The organism is Mesorhizobium sp. WSM4809 (assembly GCF_055811655.1).
The window spans coordinates 1-12,506 of record NZ_JBVVQW010000013.1; the positions used below are offsets into that span (position 1 = coordinate 1).

The 12,506-nt window shown below is 63.7% G+C and carries 12 protein-coding genes; 6 read left to right on the plus strand and 6 right to left on the minus strand.

The genetic code is table 11. From position 1 onward, the window contains the following. Positions 1–235 precede the first annotated feature (235 nt). Positions 236–487 (plus strand): hypothetical protein, encoded by a 252-nt coding sequence (locus tag AC0L24_RS25055; RefSeq protein ID WP_127268833.1) that lies wholly within the window; start codon positions 236–238, stop codon positions 485–487. 2 nt (positions 488–489) lie between these two features. Here the strand turns inward: AC0L24_RS25055 and AC0L24_RS25060 are convergent, their stop codons facing one another. Beyond that, positions 490–1,128: a DNA-3-methyladenine glycosylase I gene (locus AC0L24_RS25060; protein ID WP_127268832.1), complete on the minus strand. Its 639-nt coding sequence runs from the start codon at positions 1,126–1,128 to the stop codon at positions 490–492. Positions 1,129–1,343: 215 nt separating this feature from the next. Here AC0L24_RS25060 and AC0L24_RS25065 point away from each other — a divergent pair, with 215 nt between their 5' ends. Then, positions 1,344–2,093: a L,D-transpeptidase gene (locus AC0L24_RS25065; RefSeq protein ID WP_127807759.1), complete on the plus strand. Its 750-nt coding sequence runs from the start codon at positions 1,344–1,346 to the stop codon at positions 2,091–2,093. A gap of 257 nt (positions 2,094–2,350) precedes the next feature. Continuing rightward, on the plus strand, positions 2,351–3,271 hold the full coding sequence (locus AC0L24_RS25070) for a bifunctional 5,10-methylenetetrahydrofolate dehydrogenase/5,10-methenyltetrahydrofolate cyclohydrolase (protein WP_127807760.1): 921 nt from the start codon (positions 2,351–2,353) through the stop codon (positions 3,269–3,271). Positions 3,272–3,447: 176 nt separating this feature from the next. Here the strand turns inward: AC0L24_RS25070 and glcF are convergent, their stop codons facing one another. The 5 genes from glcF to AC0L24_RS25095 all read right to left on the minus strand — a co-directional run bounded on the left by glcF (position 3,448) and on the right by AC0L24_RS25095 (position 9,529). Further along, a complete protein-coding gene (glcF, locus tag AC0L24_RS25075) occupies positions 3,448–4,773 on the minus strand; it encodes a glycolate oxidase subunit GlcF (RefSeq protein WP_127807761.1) in 1,326 nt (441 codons plus the stop codon). Between the two features lie 10 nt (positions 4,774–4,783). Beyond that, on the minus strand, positions 4,784–5,989 hold the full coding sequence (gene glcE / locus AC0L24_RS25080) for a glycolate oxidase subunit GlcE (protein ID WP_127807762.1): 1,206 nt from the start codon (positions 5,987–5,989) through the stop codon (positions 4,784–4,786). 76 nt (positions 5,990–6,065) lie between these two features. Next, positions 6,066–6,530: an endonuclease domain-containing protein gene (locus tag AC0L24_RS25085; RefSeq protein ID WP_245481780.1), complete on the minus strand. Its 465-nt coding sequence runs from the start codon at positions 6,528–6,530 to the stop codon at positions 6,066–6,068. Positions 6,531–6,582: 52 nt separating this feature from the next. After that, positions 6,583–8,079 carry an FAD-linked oxidase C-terminal domain-containing protein gene (locus AC0L24_RS25090; protein ID WP_023809027.1) on the minus strand — a complete coding sequence of 499 codons (1,497 nt, stop codon included), beginning with the start codon at positions 8,077–8,079 and terminating at the stop codon, positions 6,583–6,585. A 127-nt stretch (positions 8,080–8,206) separates the two neighbouring features. Next, a complete protein-coding gene (locus AC0L24_RS25095; protein ID WP_127807764.1) occupies positions 8,207–9,529 on the minus strand; it encodes a DUF3422 family protein in 1,323 nt (440 codons plus the stop codon). 202 nt (positions 9,530–9,731) lie between these two features. On the opposite strand from AC0L24_RS25095, the gene AC0L24_RS25100 reads away from it, so the two are divergent. Genes AC0L24_RS25100 through AC0L24_RS25110 form a run of 3 tightly spaced genes read left to right on the plus strand, consistent with a single transcriptional unit; the run spans position 9,732 to position 12,500 of the window. Next, complete coding sequence (locus AC0L24_RS25100; protein WP_127397229.1) at positions 9,732–10,535, plus strand: FadR/GntR family transcriptional regulator; 804 nt, start codon at positions 9,732–9,734, stop codon at positions 10,533–10,535. 19 nt (positions 10,536–10,554) lie between these two features. Beyond that, positions 10,555–11,691 (plus strand): alpha-hydroxy acid oxidase, encoded by a 1,137-nt coding sequence (locus tag AC0L24_RS25105; RefSeq protein WP_127397228.1) that lies wholly within the window; start codon positions 10,555–10,557, stop codon positions 11,689–11,691. A 35-nt stretch (positions 11,692–11,726) separates the two neighbouring features. Then, positions 11,727–12,500 (plus strand): metallophosphoesterase, encoded by a 774-nt coding sequence (locus AC0L24_RS25110; protein WP_127807765.1) that lies wholly within the window; start codon positions 11,727–11,729, stop codon positions 12,498–12,500. Positions 12,501–12,506: the final 6 nt, after the last annotated feature.

A 12,506-nucleotide genomic window follows, 5' to 3' on the forward strand; every position in this document is an offset into this window, starting at 1 on the left:
CCCATCATAAGGGGGAAAACTGTTACCTATGTATCCGGTTCAAACTGTTACCCATCTATCGGCTGGACACCGGCAGGGCGATGAGGGGCGGCGCAGAACGACCAAGATTTGGGCCTACCATCCGAGCCAAGCTCTGAAACAAAACGCAGCGAAAATGAAACAATCCCGCCACGGGTACGGCATCGTGCCGACACAATCGCAAGAGATAAACGCGGGAAATGAGGGGTTCGCGGCCATGACCAGCACAGCAAGATTCCACGCCATCGACAGCGATGCCGAATTGCCCGCACGCCTGCGCCCGGCCGACATCAACGCCCCGAAAATGATCAGCCAGGCTGCCGGCCCGTTCGAAGTGCCCGGCGAGACCGGCAAGGGACCATCCATGCGCGACGCGTTGATGACCGGCCTGCTGGTGATCTATCCGACCGTGGCCACGGTGGTGGCGATCGTCGCCGGCCTGGTGCTGGCCAGCGCCAACGGCACCTGAGCCTATTTCGGCCGCCTGAAAGCCTTCCGCTGCTTCTCGACCTCTTTGCGGCAGACGCAGCCCTCGAGGTGGTCGTTGACCAGGCCCATGGCCTGCATGAAGGCGTAGACCGTGGTCGGGCCGACAAAGCTCCAGCCGCGTTTCTTCAGCTCCTTCGAAATCCGCACCGAGACGGCCGTTGTCGGGTTGGCGCGCAGATGGGCGAGGTCGACGATTTGCGGCCGCTCGTCCTTACCGGGTTCGAACTTCCAGAACCAGGCGGCCAGCGAGCCGAATTCGTCGGCCATTTCGCGGGCGCGCTTGGCGTTGTTGATGGTCGAGACAATCTTGCCGCGATGGCGGATGATGCCGGCATTGCCGAGCAGGCGTTCGACATCCTTGTCGGTGAAGGCGGCGACCTTGTCGAACTCGAAATTGGCGAAGGCTTCGCGAAAATTCTCCCGCTTGCGCAGGATGGTCAGCCACGACAGGCCCGACTGAAAGCCTTCGAGGCAGATCTTTTCGAACAGCCTGCGGTCGTCGGCCACAGGCCGGCCCCATTCATGATCGTGGTAGTGCAGATAGTCGGGCAGATTGCCGTGCCAGAAGCAGCGCGCGACACCGTCGGGACCGGCGAGCAGGCCGGTGTTTTCCTTGTCCATAAGCCAAAATCCGTTCGTTAACGCGCTTTTGCGCGGCATTTACTGCGGCTTTACCAGATTCCTGAACCCGGCGGTAACCACACCAAAAGGTTTACTGACAAAGCCGCATTTTATGCATTCCGATTCATTTTTCGGTTGCTGCTTGCGCGCCAATGATCGCCGAACCGGGAGGACGTTTCCACCCGTTTTGTATCAGACGATCAAGGTGCGTTACGATGAAGACAGTTCTGTTTCCCGTGCTCGGCGCCGTGGCTGTGTTTGCCGCCGGCGTCACACCGTCAATCGCCGGCGACCGCTATGCCGACAGGCCGCCGGTGATGGTTAGCCCCGACCTTTCCGCACCCTGGGTGCTGCAGCTTGGCCAGGCGCCCGGCGTCGTGCGCCAGAACCGCCAGGTGGTGCAGCAGCAGCAACAGAGACGCCTCCTGCGCCCGGCGCAGCCCGACCGGGTGCAGACTGCGGCGGTGCAGCCGCCGGCCAAGCGCATGGTCGCGCGTCCTCAGATCAACCCGATCTACCTGCCGCGGGAAGTCGACTATGACGGAGGCCAGAAGCCGGGCACGATCGTCATCGACACCACCCAGAACTTCCTCTACCTCGTCGAGAAGAACGGCAAGGCAAGGCGCTATGGCGTCGGCACCGGCAAGCCGGGCTTCGAATGGTCGGGTACGCACAAGATCACCAACAAGCGCGAGTGGCCGGACTGGCGCCCGCCGGCGCAGATGATCAAGCGCGAAGCCGCCAAGGGCCGCTATTTGCCGACCTATCTTGCCGGCGGCGCGGAGAACCCGCTTGGCGCCCGCGCGCTCTACCTCGGCACGACCGAATACCGCATCCACGGCACCAACCAGCCGTGGACGATCGGCGGCGCGGTGTCGTCGGGCTGCATCCGCATGCGCAACGAGGACGTCGTCGACCTTTATGAGCGGGTCAATGTCGGAACCACGGTCGAGGTGATATATTAACCTTTGCGAATCACCTGGCCGGCAAAGCAGTCCGCTTTTCGGGCCGGTTTAGGGATAACGGGGGACGGGCCGTATGGGGATGCGGCCGGTCAGGAAGGGCAGCACGGGAAACCGCGCTGCCCTTTCCGTTTTTGAGCAGAAATCGAGGGCAAAGGTCACCCACGCGTCGCGCAACGGGCATAGCGTTTCGCTTTCATGCTGCCCTTTACCGCATTCTTTTGCTATCTCGGTGGCTAGTTCCACAAAAGAGTTCACCCATGCCCCTGTCCGAAGACAGCCGTTATCTCAAGGGCGGCCCGGTCGCCCAGCGCATCATCGCCGCCGTTGCCGAGGACGCAGCGATCGCCAAAGCTGAGGGCTTTCCGCCCAAGCTGATCTCGATCACCGTCGGAGACACCGATGCGGTGGATGTTTATGTGCGCAACCAGCGCGCCAAGGCTGAGCTCGCCGGCATCGATTTCGAGGAGCGGCGCTTTCCCGCCACCATCACGGCAGGCGAGTTGGAAGCGGCCATTCACGGCCTGAATGCCGATCCGCGCGTCACCGGCATCATCATCCAGCGGCCGGTCCCGGTGCATATCCCGATCAGGACATTGCAGGCGGCGGTGCATCCGCTGAAGGATGTCGAAGGCATGCATCCGGCCTCGATCGGCAACATCGTCTACAACCAGCTCGATCTCGCGCCTTGCACGGCGGCGGCCTCGGTCGAACTGCTCAAGGAAACCGGCCTCGACCTCAAGGGACTGGAAGTCGTCATCGTCGGCCATTCGGAAATCGTCGGCAAGCCGATCGCCTTCCTGCTGATGAGCGAAGGCGCGACGGTGACGGTCTGCCACCACATGACGCGGTCGGTCGCCGCCCATGCAAGGCGCGCCGATGCGCTGTTCGTCGCCGTCGGCAAGCCGCGGCTGATCAAGGCCGACATGGTCAAGCCGGGTGCTGCCGTCATCGACATCGGCATCAATTCCGAAATCGGCCCCGACGGCTCCAGCCGCATCGTCGGCGACGTCGACACCGAAAGCGTCCGGGAGGTCGCCTCCTGGATTACCCCGGTGCCGGGCGGCGTCGGCCCGATCACGGTCGCCATCCTGCTGCGCAACACGATGGTCGCGCTCAGCCGCCAGCGCGCGCTTTATGAGGCGACCTACGGCACGGCTGACAGGCTCGCGGCGGAGTAAGGACAGGGCGACGCCAAAGGCCCCCTCACCCAGCCTCCGCTTCGCTCGGCTGACCTCTCCCCGAGGGGAGAGGAGGCTGTCACCGCCGGCGCAAATCTCTTCTCCTCAACGGGGAGAAGGTGGCCGCGAAGCGGCCGGATGAGGGGGATTTGCCGTAACTCAGACAGCGCGCCACGCTACTCAGCCGCAACCAGCCCTTCCTCCGGGGCACCTTCCGGCCTTGGTCCGCCATAAGCCCAGTCGAGCAGCTTGATCGTGTGCACCACCGGCAGCTTGGCGGCGGAAGCGATCTGGGTGATGCAGCCGATGTTGCCGGTGGCGACGATCGAAGCCCCCGTCGCCTCGATGTTTTTCACCTTGCGATCGCGCAGCTTGGCCGAGATCTCGGGCTGCAGGATGTTGTAGGTGCCGGCGGAGCCGCAGCAGAGATGTCCTTCACGCGGCTCGCGCACGATGAAGCCGGCCTTGGCCAGCAGTTCCTTCGGCTGGCGGGTGATCTTCTGGCCGTGCTGCATCGAACAGGCCGAGTGATAGGCGACAACCGTGCCCGGCTTGCGCACCGGTTCAGGCAGATCGAAGGTCGAGAGATATTCGGTGATGTCCTTGGCCAGCGCCGAAACGCGCGCGGCCTTGTCGGCATAGGCCGGATCCAGCCGCAGCATGAAACCGTAGTCCTTGATCGTCGTGCCGCAGCCGGATGCAGTGATGACGATGGCATCGAGCCCGCCTTGTTCGATGGCGCGCGTCCAGGCATCGACATTCTGCCTCGCCGAGGCAAGCGCGGCCTGCTCGCGCCCCATATGATGCACCAGCGCGCCGCAGCAGCCCTCGCCCGGCGGCACCACGACCTCGACGCCGAGCCGCGTCAGCAGCGAAATCGTGGCGTCGTTGATGGCGGGATCGAGCACCGATTGCGCGCAGCCAGTGAGGATAGCGACGCGGCCTCTTTTGCTCCCCTGCCCGGCATGGATGCCTGGCGAGCCCATCGGCGAAGCTGCCGGGATCGAGGCCGGCGCGAGCTTGAGCATCGCACTGAGCGGCTTCAGCGCCGGAACCTTGTCGAACAAGCCTATAAACGGCTTGCCCAGCTTCGCCAGCTTGAGCGCGGCGCGAAACCGCTGGGGATAAGGCAGCACGAAGGCCAGCATGGCGCGGGTCAGTCGATCGAGCAGCGGCCTCTTGTAGGTTTCCTGGATATGGGCGCGGGCATGGTCGACCAGATGCATGTAGTTGACGCCCGACGGGCAGGTGGTCATGCAGGCGAGGCACGACAGGCACCGATCGATATGGGTGACGATCTCCTTGTCGGCGGGACGGCCATTTTCCAGCATGTCCTTGATCAGGTAGATGCGCCCGCGCGGTGAATCGAGCTCGTTGCCAAGCGTCACATAGGTCGGGCAGGTGGCGGTGCAGAAGCCGCAATGCACGCATTTGCGCAGGATCTTTTCCGATTCCGCGACATGCGGATCGGCAAGCTGGGCAAGCGAAAAATTGGTCTGCATCGCTAATGTCCTAGGCCATTCGGCCGGGATTGAGGATGTGCTTCGGGTCGAATTCTTGCTTCAGCCGCTGGCTGAGTGCGGCAAGTGCGGGCGGCTGCGGCTCGAACACCGGCAGAGCGGCGCGATGCGAAGGTGCGGCACGCACCAGCGTCGCATGGCCGCCGCCATGTTTTCTCAACAGTCCGCGCAGCAGGGCGGCTTCCGGATCGCCCTGTTCCATGCGCAGCCACACCAGCCCGCCCTGCCAGTCATAGTAGGCGCTGACGGCGGCCTGCATGCGCAGCGTCAGGACCATCTGGTGGCACTGTCCCGGCGTCATCGAGACACGCCAGACCGGTTTCTCGCTGTTGTCGGCGAAGGGCCTGCAATCGCGTACATCGCGCCAGATCAGCCGTGAAGCGTCACCGGCAATCTCCTGCAGCGGCCCAGCCTTGCCGAGCAGCGTTTTCAGCGCGGCGATGCGGTAGGCGACGGACGGGCCGAAGCCTTCGACACGCAGCAGCGTCGCGGCCTCACTGCCGAGACTGCCGCCGGCGACACGCGCGGCGATCCGCTCGGGCAGATGGGCGGCACTCGACACTTCAGCACTCGAGCCAAGCGCCAGGGCCATGGCGCTTGCTGCCGCATCGTCGAGCAGGCCACGAATGGCGAGCGTGACTTCAGCCTCGGCTGCCGGCAGCACCTTGAAGGTGACGTCGGTGAATACGGCCAGCGTGCCCCAGCTGTTGGCCATCAGCTTCGACATGTCATAGCCGGTGACATTCTTGACCACGCGACCGCCCGACTTGAAGGCCTCGCCGCGACCGGACACCACATTGATGCCCAGGATATGATCGCGCGCAGCCCCTGCCTTGAGCCGGCGCGGCCCGGAGAGGTTCGCGGCGAGCACACCGCCGATGGTGCCTCTGCCAGGCTCGCCGCCAAGCAGCGGACCGTAATCCATCGGCTCGAAGCCAAGCTGCTGGCCGTTTTCCGCCAGCAGCTTTTCGATCTCGGCCAGCGGTGTGCCTGCCTTGGCCGACAGCACCAGTTCAGCCGGTTCATAGAGCGTGACGCCAGAGAGTTTCGACAGGTCGAGCGTGTGTTCGGTTTGCAGCGGCCGGCCGATGCCGCGCTTGGAGCCGTGGCCGAGGATTTCCAGCGGCGAGCCTTCCGCCGCTGCCCAGGCGACGGTGGAGAGAACTTCGGATGGGGTGGTCGGGGTGAAGGTGGTCATGTCTGTCTCTGGTTCCTCGCCCCCGCGAAGCGGGGGAGAGGTGGCTCGGGCGAAGCCCGAGACGGAGAGGGGGCCATCATAGGGCGCTGCCTCCGATCTTCTTGGCGGCGAAAACGAACCTCAGATCCGAGGCGACCACGTCTTCGGCTAATCGCCCATCCAATGCCGCAAGGATAGTCTCGCAAATACTTGTCCGGTTCTTCAGCACATCGACATTCCAGAAACGCAATACCGAGAACCCCTCACCGCGCATGAACTCATCCCGTCGTCTGTCGTAGGAATTCTCGGCATGCTGACTTCCGTCCAACTCGACAACCAACTTTTCTCCGCGACAGGCGAAGTCAGCGAAGTATGGCCCAATCGGCATCTGCCGAACGAATTTGTAGCCGCCTAGCCGTTTGGCCTTCAATTCGTTCCAGAGGGTTGCTTCCGACTGGTTGTCGCCATGGCGAAGCGCACGAGCACGGGCGATCTTTTCAGGCGAACGTCGGCTCGGCGTATCGGGCGTCCCTCTCTCCGTCTCGGGCTTCGCCCGAGCCACCTCTCCCCCGCTTCGCGGGGGCGCGGAACCCCCATTCTGAGACACCATCACCTCAAAACCTCGGAATGTCCGGAAACGGCAGCTTGCCGCCGGAAATGTGCATGCGGCCGAGCTCGGCGCATCGCCGCAGCTGCGGGAACACTTTTCCCGGGTTGAGCAGATGGTTGGGATCGAAGGCGCATTTGACGCGCATCTGCTGGTCGAGATCGATCTGCGTGAACATTTCCGGCATCAGGTCGCGTTTTTCCACGCCCACACCGTGTTCGCCGGTCAACACGCCGCCGACCTTGACGCAGAGCCGCAATATGTCGGCGCCGAAGCTTTCGGCCTTGTCGAGTTCGCCCGGTACGTTGGCATCGTAGAGGATCAGCGGATGCAGATTGCCGTCGCCGGCGTGAAAGACATTGGCGACGCCGAGACCGTATTTTTCCGACAGCTCGCGCATGCCCGCGAGCACGCGCGGCAGTTCCTTGCGCGGAATGGTGCCGTCCATGCAGTAGTAGTCGGGCGAGATACGGCCGACGGCCGGAAACGCCGCCTTGCGGCCGGCCCAGAAGCTCAGCCGTTCCTGTTCGGACTGCGAAATGCGGCAGGTGGTCGAGCCGTTCTTGTAGGCGATGGCCTCGACAAGGCCGATCAGATGATCGACCTCGACGCCCGGCCCGTCGAGCTCGACGATCAGCAGCGCTTCGACATCCAGGGGATAGCCGGCGTGGACGAAATCTTCCGCCGCGTGGATCGCCGGCCGGTCCATCATTTCCATGCCGCCCGGGATGATGCCGGCGCCGATGATGTCGGCAACGCACTGGCCGCCCTGCTCGCTGGTCGGGAAGCCGATCAGCAGTGCACGTGCCGTCTCCGGTTTCTTGAGGATGCGCACGGTGACCTCGGTGACGACGCCGAGCAGCCCTTCGGAGCCGGTCATGACGCCGAGCAGGTCGTAGCCTTCCGCATCGAGGTGACTGCCGCCCAGCCGCACCACCTCGCCATTCATCAGCACCATCTCGATGCCGAGCACATTGTTGGCGGTGAGGCCGTATTTCAGGCAGTGCACGCCGCCGGAATTCTCCGCGACATTGCCGCCGATCGAGCAGGCGATCTGGGAGGATGGATCGGGGGCGTAGTAAAAGCCCTCCTGCTCAACGGCGGTGGTGATGCCGAGATTGGTGACGCCCGGCTGGGCAACGACGACGCGATTGGGGAAATCGATCCCAAGGATACGGTTGAAGCGGCTCATGACCAAAAGCACCGCGTCCTCGAGCGGCAGCGCGCCGCCCGACAGCGAGGTGCCGGAGCCGCGCGGCACGACGCGGATGTTGCGATCGTTGCAGTATTTCAGCACGCGCGACACCTGCGCCACGGTTTGCGGCAGAACAACAACCAGCGGCAGCTGCCGATAGGCGGTCAGGCCGTCGCTCTCGAAGGCGCGCATGGAATTGGCGGCGTCGACGACGCCCTCACCCGGCACGATGATGCGCATGTCGGCGACGATCTCGTCGCGCCGGCGCATCGTGGCGTCGTCTGGTTTCGGCATGGCCAGGCCGGACATCAGCAGCCTCATTTCGCTTGACTGGTCAAAATCTTTTACCAGTGAAGCGCGTTGGGTGCAAATCCTGTGATAGCGGCGAATCCACTTCAAAGCAGAGACAGGCTTACGCAGCGGCAATCTGCCGCTGCTATTCGCCGGGCGGCTTGCCGGGTTCGGAGTGCATCTTGCGCACGCGGCGTACGCCCCACCAGACCAGCAGGATGGCGACAGGCACCGAAGCAGCGGTAATGATCTCCGGCGCGAAGGCATGGCCGAAGATCGAGGCACCCTTGGCGACATAGCCGACAAGGCCGACCACATAATAGGAAACTGCGGCGACCGAGAGCCCCTCGACGGTCTGCTGCAGGCGCAGTTGCAGGCGGGCGCGATTGTTCATCGAGGCAAGCAGATCGCGGTTCTGCTTCTCGACCTCGACATCGACCCAGGTGCGCAGCAACGTCGTGGCGCGGGTCAGTTTTCGCGATAGATTTTCCTGCCGCTCCTCGACCGAGCGGCAGGTGCGCATTGCGGGCGCCACCCGGCGCTGCAGGAACCCGCGCCATGTATCATAGCCGGGCACAGCCTCTTCCTCGAGCGCCTCCAGCCGTTCGCCGACGATGCCGTCATAGGCGCGGCTGGCGCCGAAACGGTAAAGGCTCGACGCCGCGTCCGCCTCCAGCTCCGCCGCAAGTTCGGTCAGATCGGCCAGCAAGGTCTGGCTGTCGCGTGTCCCGGCGACCTTCATCTCCAGCGTGGTCTGCGCCAGCCGGTCCTCGATGCGGCGGGCGCGGCCGGACAAGGTCAGCGCCAGCGGCAGGCCGAGCATGGCCAGCGTCCGATAGGTCTCGATGTCGATAAGCCGCTGCGACAACGCGCCGGTACGCGCCGGGGTCAAGCCGCGATCGAGCAGCAGCATGCGCGTCAGACCATCGCCGTCCTGGCGAAAATCGGTGATGATGGCCGCGTTTCCGCGCTCGACCAGCGAGTAGCACAAGCTGGTCGGATCGAAACCGGCTATCAGCTGCTCGCTCGCTTGCGTCCATTTGCGGATTTCGAGCCTGATGCCGGAGATGCAGGTTCCCGGCGGCGAAAACCCGTTGCCGAAGGGGGAGTCCTCCTGCGTCCTGCCGCTTTCGGAAAGCGGCCCTTCCCACAAATAGGTCGAGAACTCGGTGTGACGCTCCCAGCGCAGCGAGCCCTTGCCCCATTTCATGGCATGATGGCGGGCCTGGCGGTCGGGCGCGGCGATGCCGAGGCGCCGCGACAATTCGGAAAGCACCGCGTGGTCGACGCCCGAGCCACCCTCCGTCATGAAGGCGAGTTGCATCAGGACGCGTGGCTTTTCGATCAGCGGGTGCGGCCGGGCATGAACCTCGCCGAGTGCGCCGGGCCGGCCCTCATGCGCGGGAAAGCCCATGACGCTGCCCTTGGCGCGCGGCTGGAATTCGAGATCGGACGGGTCGTCTGACACGGCTTGTTCCCTGAGTTTCCTTGAACCTCTTGCACCCGCGTCCCTCTAGTGCCAATGGCCTGATGACGCAAACGGCAAAGGGAGCCGAAGATGATGGCATCGGGCGGAAAATCGGCCCGCTTTTGTCAATTGGATAAATAATTTGACCAGTTGGCGAGGCAGGCTCTATTCTGCGACACCGGTTCACCTTCCAGGCATTCTGTTGAGCGACATTTTTTCCAGGATCGAGCATTCGCGCACCGCCGACGAGGTGGTGCAGCAAATCGAGAGCCTCATCCTCGAAGGCGTGCTGCGCACCGGCGACCGGCTGCCGGGCGAGCGCGAGCTTGCACGCCAGTTCGACGTATCCCGGCCGATCCTGCGTGATGCGCTGAAGTCACTGGAAGGACGCGGCCTTTTGACGACAAGGCCCGGCGGCGGCACGCATGTCGCCGATGTCATCGGCCAGCTCTTCACCAAACCGGTGACGGACCTGATCTCGATGCACCGCAAGGCAGTGACCGATTATCTGGAATATCGCCGCGAGATCGAAGGGGTCGCGGCTGAATACGCGGCACGGCGCGCCACTGCGGACGACATGGCGCTGCTCGACAAGATCATGGCACGTATGGACGATGCGCACCGGACCGGCGACTTCGACGACGAGGCCGAGATCGATGTCGAGTTCCACCACGCGATCTGCGAATGCGCGCACAACATCATCCTTTTGCACACGTTGCGTTCCTGTTACCGGCTGTTGTCGGAGGGCGTGTTCCAGAACCGGCTGCTGGTGTTCAGCGTGCCCGGCGCGCGCGACGCCCTGCTGGCGCAGCACCGCGCGATCCATGCGGCGGTGAAGGCCGGCGATCCGGATGCTGCCCGGCAAGCGGCGATGGACCACATCACCTATGTCGAACGGTCGATGGCGGAAGCCGAGCGCAGCGGCGACTGGCAGCGCGTTTCGCGACTGAGGCTGAAGCAGCGGGTCGAAGCCACCGATACCGAACCTGCACGCAAACGCTCCTAGCTATCGAAACGGGAAGCCCATGAGCCAGATCCTGACCATCGCCGACCTCAAGGACCTCGCCCGCCGGCGCGTGCCGAAGATGTTCTTCGACTATGCCGATTCCGGTTCGTGGACCGAAAGCACGTATCGGGCCAACGAAGAGGACTTTCAGAAGATCAAGTTCCGCCAGCGCGTGCTCGTCGACATGGACAACCGTTCGCTGGCATCGACGATGATCGGCGAAAAAGTGTCGATGCCGGTGGCATTGGCGCCAACCGGCATGACCGGCATGCAGCACGCCAATGGCGAGATGGTGGCGGCTCAGGCGGCGGAGGAATTCGGCGTGCCGTTCACCTTGTCGACGATGAGCATCTGCTCCATCGAGGATGTCGCCTCGGTAACCACGAAGCCGTTCTGGTTTCAGCTCTATGTGCTGCGTGACAAGGAGTTCGTGCTCAACCTGATCGATAGGGCAAAGGCGGCGAAATGCTCGGCGCTCGTGCTGACGCTCGACCTGCAGATTCTCGGTCAGCGCCACAAGGACATCCGCAACGGGCTTTCGGCGCCACCCAAGCTGACGCTGACGAACATCGTCGACATGGCCATCCGCCCGCGCTGGTGCGCCGCCATGGCCGGCACGAAGCGGCGGACCTTCCGCAACATTGTCGGCCACGCCAAGGGCGTCGGCAACATGGCCTCGCTGGCATCGTGGACGACGGAGCAGTTCGACCCGCATCTGTCGTGGAAGGACGTCGCCTGGATCAAGGAGCGCTGGGGCGGCAAGCTGATCCTCAAGGGCATTCTCGACAAGGAGGACGCGCTGATGGCGGCCAAGACCGGCGCCGACGCGATCATCGTTTCCAACCATGGCGGGCGCCAGCTCGATGGTGCGTCGTCGTCGATCGGCGTTCTGGAAGAGATTGCCGACGCGGTCGGTGACACGATCGAAGTGCATATGGATGGCGGCATCCGCTCCGGCCAGGATGTCCTGAAGGCGCTTTGCCTAGGTGCCAAGGGAACCTATATCGGCCGGCCATTTCTTTACGGCCTGGGTGCGCTTGGCAAGGAAGGGGTTACCAAGGCGTTGGAAATCATCCGCAAGGAGATGGACATCACGCTGGCCCTGTGCGGAAAGCGTCTTGTCACCGACATGGGCAAGGACCAGCTCCGGCGCTAAGCCCGTGACCGCACGACCACGGAGACACCGAAAAATTGGCAGAACCCGGCATCCATTTTCTCGACGCGCATGGGCCGGAAGGTGTGCGTCTTTACGCGATCGGCGATGTCCACGGCCGGCTCGACCTGCTGGCCGCCATGCATCGGCGCATCAGGACCGAGATCGAGCAGGAGGCGCCTGCCGACTGGCGCGTCATCCATCTTGGCGACTATGTCGACCGCGGGCCGGACTCGAAGGGCGTCATCGATTTCCTGATCGAAGCGGAAGAGCGCGACCCTCGTCACCTGATGCTGGCCGGCAACCACGACATCGGTTTTCTCGACTTTCTCAAGACCCCTGACCCGGAAGGGCTTTTCATCCGGTTCGGCGGCATCCAGACGGCACAGTCTTACGGCGTGGCGATCAGTGAAGGCACAAGCGTGTGGTTCGGCAAGGCCGAATCGGCCGTGCGCAAAGGACATCAGGCCCTGGTCGAGGCCGTGCCGCAAAGCCACATCGACTTCCTGCGATCGCTGCCGTTCTCCGCGACTTTCGGGGACTTCTTCTTCTGTCATGCCGGCATCAGGCCGGGCAATCCTCTGGAGAAGCAAAGCCCGCAGGACCTGATCTGGATCCGCGACGTCTTCCACAACCACCCCGACCTCTATCCGAAGATCGTGGTGCACGGCCACACGCCGGTGCCGGAGGCGGAAGTGATGGCCAACCGCGTCAATGTCGACACGCTTGCCTGGCAATCAGGCATGCTGAGCGCGCTCGTCGTCGACGGCGCGGACAAACGCATCCTGACAATGACGATCAAGGAAGCTTGAGCGTCG